Here is a 15,369-nt window from a genome sequence, read left to right on the forward strand (position 1 = left end):
CCCGGTATCACGTCTGAACTCCCCTGTGCGGGGGCGGTCGGACGTCCTGGTTGCCCGTGAATCGTGTGCGCGGCGACCTTCGAGGATTCGGGCATGGATGCCTGCGGTGCGTGTGCGCCACCCTCGCTTTTCACCACCACCGCGCCTGCGCGGTGGCTCGGGTAGCACCAGATTCACCAAAGACAGAAAGCAACCCACGAGGATCCATCATGACGGAACCAACCGATACGAGTCGTCGCAAGTTCCTGAAGACCGGTGCCATGGCGGTGGCCGCGCTGCCGTTGAGCACGCTGGTGCACCAGCGGGATGTCCGGGCCATGGCGAAGGCCGAAGACGGTCACGCCCATGATTACGTCAATGATGCCGCGGACGCGGATCACGAGGGCTACGAGGACGGCCAGCGTTGCGATAACTGCGCGTTCTGGGCAGGAGAGAGCGACAACGGCTGGGGCGAGTGCCACCACCCGGACTTCTCCGACGTACTGGTCAAGGACGAAGGCTGGTGCAGCGTCTGGGCCGGCTGAACGGCTGCTGAACCAGCGACGCCGAAGCCCTCCCCATGGAGGGCTTTTTTCGTTTTGCACCCGCGGATTCGCCCCGTGCCATACTGGTCGGCCACGACAGCAGGGAGCCCGTTCATGCCTTATCGACTGCTGGCGGCCGCCCTGGCCGCCGTTCTTGTTACCGGATGCGAAGCGATTGACCTGCCCATGCCGCCGTTCGACCGGGATGACTCGGCCGAAGAAGGGGATGACCGGGTTGCTGCTGCCCTGCGCGACGCCCTGCGTGTCGGCACCGAGCGGACGGTGGATCGCACGGCCCGCGAGGATGGCTACCTGGGCAACGCGGACATCCGCATCCCGCTCCCCGACCAGTTCGACGCCGCGGCATCACAGCTGCAGCGCGTTGGTCTGGGTGGTCAGGTGGACGCGCTGGAGCGGAGCATGAACCGGGCGGCCGAGCAGGCGGCCAGCGAGGCGGCTTCCGTCTTTGCAGGCGCAATCCGCGAGATGCGGCCGGCGGATGTACACGCGGTGCTGAACGGCGGCTCCGACGCGGCGACCCGCTACCTCCGCGATCAGTCCGAGTCCGAGCTGCGCGAGCGGTACCAGCCGGTGGTGCGTGAGCAGATGGATGCGGCCGGCGTCTACCGGGTCTATCAGCCCCTGCGCGACAGCTACAACCAGATGCCGTTGCTGCCCCGGCTGGACCTGGACCTCGACCGCTACGTGACCGATCAGGCCCTGGACGGCCTGTTTACGGTGCTGGCGGAAGAGGAGGCGCGCATCCGGGCCGATCCGGCCGCGCGCACCACGGAACTGTTGCGCGACATCTTCGGCCGTTAAGGAGTCCGGCATGCGCCAGGTAAGCAGTGTGTTTCTCAAGGGGCTGGCCGCGGTACTGCCGGTGTTCGTCACCGTCTATCTGGTCATCTGGCTGGCCGGCACCGCGGAGGATGTGCTCGGCGGTGTCCTCAATCTGATCCTTCCGGAGAGCTGGTATGTCCCCGGGCTCGGCCTGCTGCTGGGGGTGGTGCTGGTCTTTCTGGTTGGGTTCCTGTTGCAGGCCTATCTCATCCGGCGGCTTTTCGGGCTGGGGGAGCGCCTGCTGCAGCGGATTCCGCTGGTGAAAACCGTGTACTCCGCCCTGCAGGACATCATGGCCTTCGTCTCCCGCGATGGCAGCCGCGAGGCGTCCCAGGTCGTGCTGGTCCGGCTGCCGCTGGGCGACACCCGGGCACGGGTGCTGGGATTCGTGACCCGGGAGGCGTGGGAAGGCCTTCCGGAGAACATGGGCGGCGAGGATGAGGTCGCGGTCTATCTGCCCATGAGCTACCAGATCGGTGGTTACACCCTGATTCTCCAGAGAAAACACCTGGAGCCGGTGGAGATGGGCATGGACGAGGCCATGCGGTTTGCGGTGACCGCGGGGATGTCGACCCAGGGTGGCGGTGGCGCATCGCAACATAAACAGGCGGAATAAACGCTTGTCCTGAAAGGGTAAAATACCGTGTAGTCAGCCAGGGGCGGGGCTTCTATGATGGGGAGGTCGAGGAGACGCATACAGAAAACTCACGCTCATGCACTCATGGCGTCGTCGCTCACAAGGCGATGATCGGTAGCCACCCCGAAACGGGGAAATGGCTCGGGCCCGGGTGCGGGGCATAACAACGAGGCAGGTCCATGGCTGAGAAACCGGACGATATCGACCCCCAGGAGACCCGGGAGTGGCTGGAAGCCCTGGAGGCGGTTATCGAGATGGAGGGGCCGGACCGGGCCCACTTCCTTCTGGAAACCCTGGTTGACAAGGCGCGCCGTCGCGGCGGCCATATCCCCTTCAAGGCCACCACGGCCTACCTGAACACCATCCCCCCGCACCTGGAGAAGCGCTCCCCCGGTGACCACCACCTGGAATGGCGTCTGCGCTCCATCATCCGCTGGAATGCCATGGCCATGGTGCTTCAGGGCAATGAAGAACGCCCGGGGGTGGGCGGCCATATCGCCAGTTTCGCCTCCAGTGCCACGCTCTACGACGTGGGCTTCAATCATTTCTGGCGTGCGCCGAACGAGAATCACGGCGGCGACATGGTCTTTATCCAGGGCCACTCGGCACCGGGCATCTACGCCCGCTCCTACCTGGAGGGCCGGCTGGACGAAGAGCACCTGCGCGGTTTCCGCCAGGACGTGGGCGGCAAGGGCGTGACCAGCTATCCGCACCCCTGGCTGATGCCGGACTACTGGCAGTTCCCCACGGTGTCCATGGGCCTGGGGCCGATCATGGCCATCTACCAGGCGCGTTTCCTGAAGTACCTGCACGACCGCGGCATCGCCGACACCTCCGACCGCAAGGTGTGGGTGTTCATGGGCGACGGCGAGATGGACGAGCCGGAATCCCTGGGCGCCATCGATGTGGCCGCCCGGGAAGGCCTGGACAACCTCATTTTCGTCGTCAACTGTAACCTGCAGCGCCTGGACGGCCCGGTGCGGGGCAACGGCAAGATCATCCAGGAGCTCGAGGGCGAGTTCCGCGGCGCCGGCTGGAACGTGCTCAAGGTCATCTGGGGCTCCTACTGGGACCCGCTCATCGCCAAGGACGACAAGGGCCTGCTGCTCAAGCGCATGGAGGAGGCCGTCGACGGCGAGTACCAGAACTTCAAGGCCAAGGGCGGCGCCTACACCCGCGAGCACTTCTTCGGCAAGTACCCGGAGCTCAAGGAGATGGTCTCCAACCTCTCCGACGAGGACATCCGCCGTCTCAACCGTGGCGGCCACGATCCGCACAAGGTCTACGCCGCCTACCATGCGGCCGTGAACCACTCCGGCCAGCCGTCGGTGATTCTCGCCAAGACGGTCAAGGGCTACGGCATGGGGCAGTCCGGTGAGGGCCAGAACATTGCCCACCAGCAGAAGAAGATGGGTATCGAAGCGCTGCGCAATTACCGTGACCGCTTCGAGATCCCGGTGCCGGACGAGGAGCTGGAGAAGGCGCCCTTCTACAAGCCGGCCGACGATTCGCCGGAGATGAAGTACCTGCACGAGCGGCGTCAGGCCCTGGGTGGCTACCTGCCGCAGCGGCGCACGGATGCTCCCGCGCTGACCGTGCCGGAGCTGTCCGCCTTCGACCTGCTGCTCAAGGAGTCCGGTGAGCGCGAGATGTCCACCACCATGGCGTTCGTGCGCATCCTCTCCATCCTCACCCGCGACAAGAACCTGGCGAAGCACATCGTGCCCATCGTTCCGGACGAGGCGCGCACCTTCGGCATGGAAGGGCTGTTCCGGCAGATGGGCATCTACTCCTCGGTGGGTCAGCTCTACGAGCCCGAGGACTCGGACCAGCTCATGCTCTACAAGGAGAGCAAGAAAGGCCAGATCCTCCAGGAAGGGATCAACGAAGCCGGGGCGTTCAGCTCCTGGATCGCCGCGGGCACGAGCTATACCAACCACGGCATCCACATGGTGCCGTTCTACAGTTATTACTCCATGTTCGGGTTCCAGCGCATCGGCGACCTGGCCTGGGCAGCCGGCGACATGCAGGCCAAGGGCTTTCTCATGGGCGGTACCGCCGGGCGCACCACGCTCAATGGCGAGGGGCTGCAGCACCAGGACGGTCACAGCCTGTTGCTGTCGTCCACCATTCCCAATTGCGTGTCCTACGATCCCACCTTCCCCTACGAGATGGCGGTGATCATCCAGGACGGTCTGCGGCGGATGTACCAGGAGGGCGAGAACGTCTTCTACTACATCACCATGATGAACGAGAACTACCCGCAGCCCGCCATGCCGAAGGGGGCCGAGGAAGGCATCCGCAAGGGCATGTACCTCTACAAGGACGGGGGCAAGGGCAAGAAGAAGGTGCAGCTGCTGGGTGCCGGCACCATCTTCCGCGAGGTGATTGCCGCCGCCGACCTGCTGAAGCAGGACTGGAAAGTGGATGCGGACCTCTGGGGCTGCCCGTCATTCAACGAGTTGCGGCGGGATGGCCTGGAAGCGGAGCGCTGGAACATGCTCCATCCGGACAAGAAGCCGCAGCAGAGCTGGGTGGAGCAGCAGCTGTCCGGACGCAAGGGGCCGGCCATCGCCGCGTCGGATTACATGCAGGCGGTACCGGACCAGATCCGCGGCTTCATGGACCGGCGTTACTACGTGCTCGGTACCGATGGCTACGGCCGTTCGGATACCCGGGAACAGCTCCGGCATCACTTCGAGGTGGACCGTTACTACGTGGCCGTCGCCGCCCTGAAGGCGCTGGCGGACGAGGGCGAGCTGGATGCCGCCACGGTGACCAAGGCCATCAAGAAGTACGGCATCGATCCGGACAAGCTGAATCCGGCGCGCGCGTAATCCGCATCCCCGTGCCCGGTGCCCGCGCGGCGCCGGGCCTAGACGTCTGAGAAGGACCCGCACATGGCCACGAAGACGATCACGGTACCCGACATCGGCGATTTCGACGCCGTCGATGTCATCGAAGTGCTGGTCTCCGACGGTGATACCGTGGAGGCCGAACAATCCCTCATTACCCTGGAGTCCGACAAGGCGACCATGGAGGTGCCCGCCCCCGAGGCCGGCACCGTCCAGGGCGTGAAGATCAAGGTCGGCGATCAGGTCAAGGAAGGCGACGTCATCCTGGAGCTGGAACCCGCCGCCGGAGGCGGTGACAGCGGCGGTGGCGATGCCGGAGATGCCGCGGAACAGCAGCCCGCCCCCGAGGCCGCGAAGGCGGCACCGGAGCCGGAACAGCCGGCGGCGTCCGGCGGCGGAGGCAGCCAGACCGTCACCGTGCCGGACATCGGCGATTTCGATCAGGTGGACGTGATCGAGGTGCTGGTGAGCGAAGGTGACACGGTCGAGGCGGAGCAGTCCCTGATCACCCTGGAATCGGACAAGGCCACCATGGAGGTGCCCGCACCTGCCGCCGGCACGGTGGGCGCCGTTCACATCAAGGTGGGTGACAAGGTGGCGGAGGGTGACCGCATTCTGGAGCTGCAGGGCGCGGGCGGTGGCGCCGCCGAGCCTCCGCAGCAGGCCGCGGCCGAGGAGCCGGCCCCTGCCAGCGCTCCGGCCGGCAACGGCGGGGCGGCGGAGCCGGCGCCGGCACGCCACCCGGTGCACCAGGTGGAAGCCGATGCTGCGCCCATTCCGACACAGTCCATCGACAGCGACTCCCACAAGCGGGCACACGCCTCCCCCGCCGTGCGGCGTTTCGCCCGGGAGCTGGGTGTGGACCTCGGGCACGTCACCGGGTCCGGTCGCAAGGGGCGCATTCTGAAGGACGACGTCCAGGCTTACGTCAAGGGCGTGGTCAAACAGGCCCAGACCGGTGCACCCGCAGCCGCCGGGGCCGCGGCCCAGGGTGGCATGGGGATTCCCCCCATTCCGCCGGTGGACTTCAGCAAGTTCGGCGAGGTCGAGGAAGTCCCGCTGTCGCGGATCAAGAAGCTCTCCGGGCCGCACCTGCAGCGCAGCTGGCTGAATCTGCCCCACGTCACCCAGTTCGACGAGGCGGACATTACGGAGCTGGAAGCCTTCCGCAAGGCGGAGAAGGATGCCGCGGAGAAGGAAGGCGTGAAGCTCACGCCGCTGGCATTCATGGTCAAGGCGTCCGCCGGGGCGCTGGCCAAGTACCGGGAGTTCAACAGTTCGCTGAAACCCGAGGGCGACGCCATCATCGTCAAGCACTACATCAATGTGGGTGTGGCCGTGGATACGCCCCAGGGGCTGGTGGTGCCGGTGATCAAGGACGCCGATCAGAAAGGGGTCTACCAGATCGCCAGGGACCTCGGCGAGCTCAGCGTCAAGGCTCGGGACGGCAAGCTGGGTCCCAAGGACATGCAGGGCGGCACCTTCAGTATCTCCAGCCTGGGCGGCATCGGTGGCACGGCGTTCACGCCCATCGTCAACGCGCCGGAGGTGGCGATCCTCGGAGTCTCCAAGTCGGAGATGAAGCCCAAGTGGAACGGCAAGGAGTTCGAGCCGCGGCTGATGCTGCCGCTGTCGCTCTCCTACGATCACCGGGTTATCGATGGGGCGGCCGCGGCGCGGTTTACCAGCTATCTGGCGGGGCTGCTGGCGGATATGCGGAAGCTGCTGTTGTGAACTTGATTGGCTGGCAGTTTCGGTGCCCGGGATCGGGGCGCGGTGAGGACGTGAAGCGGGTGCCGGACACGCCGTGAATACGTCCGTGTAGGCTTGTCTGCGAGGTCCCTCTCGCAGACAGTCCGGCACCCGCTCCCCGCCCTCACCGCTTCGTGCCAGCCGACAATGAACTATCACGATATCCGGCCGCGCCCGGCATGCCCGGCGCCGGACCTGCGTAGACGAACACACAGAAGGATCCGACCCATGGCGATAACGACGATCACGGTTCCTGACATCGGCGATTTCGATGCTGTTGATGTCATCGAAGTCCTGGTGAGCGAAGGCGACACAGTTGAATCCGAGCAGTCGCTGATCACCCTGGAGTCCGACAAGGCGACCATGGAAGTGCCTGCGACCACCGGCGGCACGGTCAAGTCGGTGAAGATCAAGGTGGGCGACAAGGTGAAGGAAGGGGACGCCATTCTGGAGCTGGAGTCAGCCGAGGGTGGTGCGGCTGCCGAGGAGCCTGCAAAGGAGGACAAGCCGGCGCCGAAGGAGGATGCTGCACCGGCCACGGACAAGGCTGACAGTCAGCCCGCGGCGAAGCCTGCGGCGGCGTCCGAGGCGCCGACGGACGCGGACTGCGACGTGGTGGTGATCGGCGCCGGCCCCGGCGGTTACACCGCCGCGTTCCGTGCTGCGGATCTGGGGCTCAAGGTCATTCTGGTGGAGCGCTACGACACCCTGGGCGGCGTCTGCCTGAACGTGGGCTGCATTCCGTCCAAGGCGCTGCTGCATGTCGGCCACATCCTGGATACGGCGGAGCAGTTCAAGGACCACGGCGTGGTCTTCGGCAAGCCGAAGATCGAGCTGGACAAGCTGCGGGACTGGAAGTCCAGTGTTGTCGGCAAGCTCACCGGCGGGCTCGCCAGCATGGCCAAGCAGCGCAAGGTGGAGACGGTCACCGGCAAGGCCGAGTTCGCCGGCCCGCACGAGCTGAAGGTGGACGGCAAGGACGGCGGACGGACGATCAAGTTCAAGCACGCCATCATTGCCGCCGGCTCCCGTCCGGTGGCACCGCCGGGCATGGATCTGGACGACCCGCGGGTGATGGACTCCACCGGCGCCCTGGAGCTCGAGGAGATTCCCAAGCGGCTGCTGGTGGTGGGTGGCGGCATCATCGGCCTGGAGATGGCCACGGTCTACGAGGCCCTGGGTGCGAAGGTCACCGTCGTGGAGCTCATGGACCGCCTCATGGCCGGGGCCGACAAGGACATCCTGCGCCCGTTCGAGAAGCGCATTCGCGCGCGCTACGAGAACATCTACACCGGCACCAAGGTCGCCGGCATGGAGGCGCTGAAGAAAGGCATCAAGGTCACCTTCGAGGGCAAGGACGCGCCGGAGAACGACACCTTCGACCGCGTCCTGGTGGCCGTGGGGCGGCGTCCCAACGGTGACCTGGTCAACGCCGAGGCGGCGGGTCTGGAGGTGGACCGCGGTTTCATCAAGGCCGACGAACAGATGCGCACCAGCGTGCCACACATCTTCGCCATCGGTGACGTGATCGGCCAGCCCATGCTCGCCCACAAGGCCACCCACGAGGGCAAGGTGGCCGCGGAGGTGATCGCCGGCGAGAAGAGCGCCTTCGATGCGCGCGTGATCCCGTCGGTGGCCTATACCGATCCCGAGGTGGCCTGGGTGGGTCTCACCGAGGAGCAGGCGAAGGAACAGGGCATCAAGGTCGAGAAAGGCGCTTTCCCCTGGGCGGCCAGCGGCCGCGCCCTGGCCATGGGCCGTGAAGAGGGCATGACCAAGCTGCTGTTCGACGCCGAAACCGGCCGCGTCGTTGGCGGCTCCATTGTCGGCGTCAGTGCCGGGGATCTGATCGGCGAAGTCGCCCTGGCCATCGAGATGGGCAGCGACGCCACGGATATCGGCCTCACCGTGCACCCGCACCCGACCCTCAGCGAAACGGTCTGCTTCGCGGCGGAGATGGCGGAAGGGACCATCACGGACCTGTACGTGCCGAAGAAAAAGAAGTAGGCGCAGGCGCCCGCGTGTGAGGGGGTTCGGCAACGTCCGGCCGGTGGTCGGGGCGTGAGGGCGGTGGGGTTCCGCACTCCGCCCAACTGCCCTTCTTGCAGAAGGGCAGTTTCCGCCCCTCCGGCCTGGTCGATTCACAGCACATCCCTGTGCTGTGAATCGATGGCGGCGTCCCTGCCGCCACCCTTCGGGCCGGGCGGCCTGCGGGTTGGAGCTCCGTGAGTCACCCCACCGCCCTCACGCCCCGCCCACCGGCCGGACCGGCGTCGGGTGGATCTTCAGGTCCACCACGTCCGATGCGCCGGATACCGCCCCTGCCGCCTGCTACTGGTCCGTCAGCAGGTGCCGGCAGAACTCCGGCACCGCCAGCGCGCCACGGTGGATGGCGGCGTTGTAGTACTGCGTCTTGAACGGCTTGCTGACCGCGTCCGCTTCCCGGAACTGCGTGAGATCGGCGCCCTTGCTCGCCATGGTGGCCGACCACCAGCCGGAGGGGTAGCTGCACACGGGATACTGCAGCGTGGCCACCCGGCTGAAACCGGCGCCGCGCATGGCGGTGTGCAGGTCCTTCAGAATGGTGTCCACGTGCAGGATCGGCGACTCGCTCTGCTGCACGATCAGCCCGTCGTCCGCCACGGCCCGATACACGTCCCGGAAGAAGGCCTCGCCGAACAGCCCTTCCGCCGGCCCCACCGGATCGGTGCTGTCGACGATGACCACGTCCACGCTGCCCGCGGGAAGATCCTGGATGTACTGCACGCCGTCCTGGAACAGCAGCTCCGCCCGCGGGTCGTCGTTGGCCCGGCACAGCTCCGGGAAGAACCGTTCGCTGGCCCGGGTCACCCCCTCGTCGATATCCACCTGCACGCAGCGCTCCACCCCCGGGTGGCGCAGCACTTCCTGCAGCATGCCGCAGTCGCCACCGCCGATGATCAGCACGTTGCGCGGGTCCGGGTGTGTGAACAGCACCGGATGGGCCATCATCTCGTGGTAGGTGAAGTTGTCGCGGCTGGTCAGCATCACGCAGCCGTCGATCACCAGCAGACGCCCCCAGTGCGTGGTCTGGTAGACCTCGATGTACTGATACGGCGTCTGCTCGGCATGCAGTTTCCCGGTGACCTCCAGTGAAAACGCGACCCCTTCCTCGCTGAAGGGCTCGCTGAACCAGCGTTCGCTGTCCAGTGCCATGGTGTCTCTCCCGTTGACTGCAGGCCTTGGCTGCATGTGATGAGAATGCGCGGCGCGATTATGCGCAATGGGGCTGCCCGTGACCAGTCTGTGAACCACGGCGCGTTTCCTCGTCAGCACCCCCGGCAGACTGCCGGAAAGCGGCATGTGATGAGTCGCTGCCTGATCAGGCGGGTTGACAGTTCATGTCTGGGCGAAAAACGCCGACAACCACAGTACCAATGACACAATAAATGGGGTGGCAAACATGACACCGGGACTGCAACGTGGGCGCTGGCTGGCGCTGCTTCTGCTCGTACCCGCCCTGGCCCAGGCGGAACTGCGTTTCGGCATCGTCGCGCCGTTCTCCGGGGGGGCCGCGGGCCTCGGCGAGGGTATGCGCACCGGCATCGAGACCCACTTCGAGGAGATCAACGCTGCGGGTGGTGTGAACGGGCGGCAGCTGGAGCTGATCAGCCGGGATGATGGTTACGAGCCGTCACGTTCGGCACCGCTGACCCGCGAAATCATCGAGGAGGACGATGTCCTCGCCGCCATCGGCAACGTCGGCACCCCCACGGCCATCGTTACCATCCCCATCCACAACCGCAGCGAGACGCTGCTGTTCGGGGCTTTCACCGGCGCCGGCGTGTTGCGCCAGGATCCGCCCGACCGCTACGTGATCAATTTCCGGGCCTCCTACCACCAGGAGACCGCCGCCATGATCGACGGCCTGCTGGAGGCCGGCGTGGAGCCCGACGAGATCGCGTTCTTCACCCAGAATGACGGGTTCGGCGACGCTGGCCACAGCGGTGCCATGGCCGCGCTCGAGGCGCACGACGTGAATCGCCCGGAGGCGCTCGCCCACGGACGCTACACCCGTGGCACCACCAATATCCATCACGGCCTGGCGACCATCCTGGAGGCGGAGACCGAGCCCCGGGCGATCATCATGGTGGGTGTGCACGGCCCGATCGCCGAGTTCGTGGAGGAAGCCTACTGGGACCTGCCCGATACCGTCTTCCTGGCCGTCTCCTTTGTGGGCAGCCACGCGCTGCGGGATGCGCTGGACCCGGAAATGGCGGAGAGCGTGGTGATCACCCAGGTGGTGCCCCCCTACGACGCCGATCTGCCGGCCGTCGAGGATTATCGCGAGGCCCTGGCCGCTCACGCTCCGGACACCGACCCGAACTTCATCTCACTGGAAGGCTACCTGGCCGCGCGCACGTTCGTCGCCGGGCTGGAAGAGGCCGGTGACAACCCCGGGCGCGAGGATATCGTTGACGGCCTGCTCTCACTGGGCGAGTTCGACATCGGGCTGGGCGAGACCCTCTCCCTGGGACCGGACGATCATCAGGCCAGCGACTCGGTCTGGCCCACCCGCATTCGCGACGGCGAGTTTGAACCACTGGACTGGTCCGAGCTGTTCGACTAGGCCCTGGTAGGAGAATCTGACATGCGCCTTCAATTGAGTATCCGCGCCATGCTGCTGGGCCTCTTCGGGACCGCCATCGTTGCCGCGCTCCTGCTGGCGGCGGTGGCGCTGTTTTCCAACGCCCGGCTGGTGAACACCCAGAACTACATCCTCGGCGAGGTGCTGCCCAACCAGACGGCACGCACCGACATCGGCAACGTCATGGCCGGGTTCGGCGAGCGTCATGCCGAACTGATCGGTGCCGAGCGCCTGGACGGGCTGGACCGGGCGACGCCGCTCGCGGAGCTGGAGAGCGACTACGACGACGCCAGCAGTGATCTGGAGCGCCTGGCGGCCGACGACAGCCACGCGGAGGAGCTGGCGTCAGCGCTGAACGAGGGTTACGCGACCCTGGTCTCCGCCGACCGCAACCTGGAAGAGACCCGGAGCCATTACCTCCAGCTCCTGGAAGAGATCGAAGTCCAGGTCGATACCATGGACGAGTATATCGCCGAGGTGCTGATCCAGGCCGAGCGCATGGCCGGCGAGGCGACGCTGCGCCGGGTGCGCCAGGAGCGTGAACTGCGCGAGGAGCTGGACGCGGTGGGCGGCGATGTCCGCGCGTTGCCGCCGATGCTGGTGGACGGCCTGCTGGAGCGGCGGCTCGATATCGTGCGGCTCAGCGGCGACATCCAGGTGGCCGTGGCCAACCTGGCCGGGCTTGGCCGCAACCTGCGCCTGATCAACGATCCCTTCATGCTGACCAGCACGCGCATGAACGAGGCCAACCAGCAACTGAACCTGGCATTGCAGTCGGCAGCGCAGATCCGGGATTCCGAGTGGAGTGATCCGGGGCAGCGCGAGATGGCCTCGGAACTCTACGACATCGTGTCTGACCTGGGCGATATCATGGTCGACGGCGAGAACTCCGTCTACGCCCTCAGGCAGCAGCAGCTCGAGCTGGAGGAGACCCAGGCCGAGGCCCTGGCGGCGGTGCGTTCAGCCACCTCCGACATGCGTGGCAGCATGCGCGAGCTGGAAGCCTATGTGACTGCCGAGGCCGACAGCGCTGCCGAGACCGCCCAGGCCCTGGCCACGGCAGGCCGCAATGCCGTGCTGGTCGTGGCGTTCGCCGTGGTTGTGTTGCTGGCGGTGTTCGGTCTTCGCACCATCCAGCGCGTACTGCGCCCCATCGCCCAGATGCGCCGGCAGATGGAGACCATGGGTGGCGAGGCCAGCCAGACCGGCGACCTCAGCATGCGCATCCACACGGGCCGCAACGATGAGCTGGGGCAGACGGCCAATGCCTTCAACCAGATGATGGCCACGTTCCAGGACATGATCCGCAACATTGTCGAGACCGCCAACGGCGTGCAGCAGCAGTCTGCGTCCCTGGAGCAACTGGCTGCATCGAGCAAGGATGCCACCGGCCGCCAGCAGGGCGAGACGGAGGAAGTGGCGGCCGCCATCAACGAGATGGCCACCACCGTGCAGGAAGTGGCCCGCAACACCCAGCACGCCGCCGAACTGGCCAACAACGGCCGCGAGGCAGCCACTCATGGCCAGGCCGTGGTGGAGCAGAACGCCACCTCCATCAGCCGGCTGTCCGACGCCGTGGAGCGCGCCGTGCGGGTCATCGGTGACCTCAAGGGGCAGACCGACAACATCACCCAGGTGCTGTCCGTGATTCAGGAGGTCTCGGAGCAGACCAACCTGCTGGCACTGAATGCCGCCATCGAGGCGGCGCGCGCCGGCGACCACGGGCGCGGGTTCGCGGTGGTGGCCGACGAAGTGCGTACGCTGGCGAGCCGCACCCAGTCGTCCGCGCGCGAGATCGAGGAGATGATCGAAAAGCTCCAGGCCGGCGCCGACGAGGGTGTGGCCGTGATGCAGGAGAGCCATCAGCAGGCGGAAACCAGCGTGACCCAGGCGGGTGAGGCCGGGGCGGCGCTGGAGACCCTGAATTCCACGGTCTCCGAGATCTCGGACATGAATACCCAGATCGCCAGTGCCGCGGAGGAGCAGAGCGCGGTGGCCGATACCATCAACGAGAGCGTCAATCGCCTCAGCGAAATCGCCCGGGAGAGCGCCGAGTCCAACGAGCAGGTCGCCCGCGCCAACGAGGAACTGGTCCGTCTGGCTGGCGAACTGCGTGAGCTGGCGGGGCGTTTCCGCACCTGATGGTGTTACCCTGATGCGGCGCTGTCGGGCGCGATCCGGAGAGTCTCCGGGTCGCGCCCGGTTGCGTCTGATCGGGGACACCAGCGGAGACAGCCGGCATCATGGGCGAGTGGAGTATCCAGGACGCGCGTCAGCTCTATAACACCGCGCACTGGGGTGGCGGGTATTTCGACATCGGCGACGGGGGGCGGGTGGTGGCGAGACCGTCCGCCCAGGGCAGCGGCACCGCCATCGATCTCAACGAGCTTGCCGATGCCGTCCAGGCGCGCGGGCTGCCGCTGCCGGTGCTGGTTCGGTTCGTGGATATTCTTCACCACCGTGTCGACAGCCTCTGCAAGGCGTTCGAGTCGGCCATGGCCGCGCACGCCTACACGGGGCGTTATACCGCCGTCTATCCCATCAAGGTCAACCAGCAGCGCCGGGTGGTGGAAGAGATTCTCTCCCGGGGCGAGCAGCGGGTCGGGCTCGAGGCCGGCAGCAAGCCGGAGCTCATGGCCGTGCTGGCACTGGCACCCCCCGGCGGCACGGTCATCTGCAACGGCTACAAGGACCGCGAGTACGTGCGCCTCGCGCTGCTGGGGCAGCAGCTGGGCATGGACGTGCGCATCGTCATGGAGAAGCGCAGCGAGGCGGATCTGGTCGTGGCGGAGGCGCAGCGCCTTGGTATTACGCCCCGGCTCGGCATGCGGGTGCGGCTGGCGTCCATCGGCGCCGGCAAGTGGCAGAACACGGGAGGCGAGAAGTCCAAGTTCGGCCTGAGCGCGTCCCAGGCGTTGGGCGTGGTCGAGCGGCTGCGGGCACACGGGCTGGAGCACACCCTGGAGCTGCTGCATTTCCACCTGGGCTCACAGATCCCCAACGTCCGCGATATCCGCAGCGGCATGCGCGAAGCGGCCCGGTACTACGCGGAACTGCGCGCCCTGGGCGTTCCGGTGACCACCGTGGACGTGGGCGGTGGGCTCGGCGTGGACTACGAGGGCACGCGCTCGCGTAACTACTGCTCCATGAACTACTCCGTGGAGGAGTACGCGAGCAACGTGGTGCACGCGCTGTGGGAGATCTGCAGCGAGCACGACCTGCCCCACCCGGACGTCATCTCCGAGTCCGGCCGGGCGCTCACGGCCCACCACGCGGTGCTGCTCACCAACGTTATCGACCACGACAGCCCCGGTGACGAACACGCCCAAGCCCCGGGCGACGGCGCGCCACAGGTGCTTGCGGACCTCTGGCGGACCCTGACGGAAGCTGCCGGGCGGTCACCGATCGAGCGCTATCACGACGCCGTCCACGGGCTGCAGGAGGCGCAGGCCATGTACACCCACGGTGTGCTGAGCCTGGAGCAGCGCGCCCACGCGGAGCAGCTGTATACCGCCATCTGCCATCAGGTGCGGGGACAGCTCAGCCCCACCGCCCGCAACCACCGTGAAGTGCTGGACGAACTCAACGAGAAGCTGGCACAGAAGCTGTTCTGCAATCTCTCGATCTTCCAGTCCATGCCCGACGTCTGGGCCATCGACCAGGTCTTTCCGATCCTGCCGCTGGCAGGGCTGCACGAACGGCCCACGGCACGTGCCGTGTTGCAGGATCTCACCTGCGATTCGGATGGCAGCGTGCAGTACTACGTGGATGGCGAGGGCGTGGAGAGCACCCTGCCGCTGCCGCCGTTCAGGCCGGGCACACCCTATCGGCTCGGGATCTTCATGGTCGGTGCCTACCAGGAGATCCTCGGTGACATGCACAATCTGTTCGGCGATACCGCCGCGATCAACGTCCATCTGGACGGCGACGGCTACCGGCTCAGCGAGCCCGTCGCCGGTGATACGGTCGAGCAGGTGCTGCACTACGTCCATTTCCGGCGTGACCGCCTGATGCAGGCCTACGAGGAGAAGGTGATGGCGGCGCCGCTGGATGCGCAGCAGCAGCGCGAGTGTCTCGACGCCCTTGAGGCAGGGCTGGACGGCTATACCTACCTGGAAGACTGAAACGGCA

General features: G+C 66.4%; 10 protein-coding genes. 9 read left to right on the forward strand and 1 reads right to left on the reverse strand.

All coding sequences use genetic code 11. The features are described from left to right. The first annotated feature begins 209 nt into the window (after positions 1-209). The 6 genes from BMZ02_RS10140 to lpdA all read left to right on the forward strand — a co-directional run bounded on the left by BMZ02_RS10140 (position 210) and on the right by lpdA (position 8,618). Positions 210-524, forward strand: coding sequence for a high-potential iron-sulfur protein (locus BMZ02_RS10140; RefSeq protein WP_091643132.1), 315 nt, complete (start codon positions 210-212; stop codon positions 522-524). Between the two features lie 114 nt (positions 525-638). Continuing rightward, complete coding sequence (locus BMZ02_RS10145) at positions 639-1,346, forward strand: DUF4197 domain-containing protein (protein ID WP_425425077.1); 708 nt, start codon at positions 639-641, stop codon at positions 1,344-1,346. 10 nt (positions 1,347-1,356) lie between these two features. Next, the gene (locus tag BMZ02_RS10150) at positions 1,357-1,983 is read left to right on the forward strand and encodes a DUF502 domain-containing protein (protein ID WP_091643135.1); all 627 of its coding nucleotides are present in this window, start codon (positions 1,357-1,359) and stop codon (positions 1,981-1,983) included. 200 nt (positions 1,984-2,183) lie between these two features. After that, entirely contained in the window at positions 2,184-4,841 is a 2,658-nt protein-coding gene (aceE, locus tag BMZ02_RS10155; RefSeq protein ID WP_091643137.1) for a pyruvate dehydrogenase (acetyl-transferring), homodimeric type, read from the forward strand. A gap of 63 nt (positions 4,842-4,904) precedes the next feature. Beyond that, positions 4,905-6,593, forward strand: coding sequence for a dihydrolipoyllysine-residue acetyltransferase (aceF, locus tag BMZ02_RS10160; RefSeq protein WP_091643140.1), 1,689 nt, complete (start codon positions 4,905-4,907; stop codon positions 6,591-6,593). A 246-nt stretch (positions 6,594-6,839) separates the two neighbouring features. Continuing rightward, a complete protein-coding gene (lpdA, locus tag BMZ02_RS10165) occupies positions 6,840-8,618 on the forward strand; it encodes a dihydrolipoyl dehydrogenase (RefSeq protein WP_091643143.1) in 1,779 nt (592 codons plus the stop codon). Between the two features lie 324 nt (positions 8,619-8,942). On the opposite strand, the gene speE is transcribed toward lpdA, so the two are convergent. Continuing rightward, on the reverse strand, positions 8,943-9,806 hold the full coding sequence (gene speE / locus BMZ02_RS10170; RefSeq protein ID WP_091643145.1) for a polyamine aminopropyltransferase: 864 nt from the start codon (positions 9,804-9,806) through the stop codon (positions 8,943-8,945). A 247-nt stretch (positions 9,807-10,053) separates the two neighbouring features. Here speE and BMZ02_RS10175 point away from each other — a divergent pair, with 247 nt between their 5' ends. The 3 genes from BMZ02_RS10175 (at position 10,054) to speA (ending at position 15,362) form a co-directional block, all read left to right on the forward strand. Continuing rightward, on the forward strand, positions 10,054-11,220 hold the full coding sequence (locus BMZ02_RS10175; RefSeq protein WP_091643148.1) for an ABC transporter substrate-binding protein: 1,167 nt from the start codon (positions 10,054-10,056) through the stop codon (positions 11,218-11,220). A 21-nt stretch (positions 11,221-11,241) separates the two neighbouring features. Beyond that, a complete protein-coding gene (locus BMZ02_RS10180; RefSeq protein ID WP_091643151.1) occupies positions 11,242-13,380 on the forward strand; it encodes a methyl-accepting chemotaxis protein in 2,139 nt (712 codons plus the stop codon). Positions 13,381-13,481: 101 nt separating this feature from the next. Next, a complete protein-coding gene (gene speA, locus BMZ02_RS10185) occupies positions 13,482-15,362 on the forward strand; it encodes a biosynthetic arginine decarboxylase (protein WP_091643153.1) in 1,881 nt (626 codons plus the stop codon). Positions 15,363-15,369 lie beyond the last annotated feature (7 nt).

It is taken from the genome of Aquisalimonas asiatica, assembly GCF_900110585.1.
Taxonomy (GTDB): Bacteria; Pseudomonadota; Gammaproteobacteria; order Nitrococcales; family Aquisalimonadaceae; genus Aquisalimonas; species Aquisalimonas asiatica.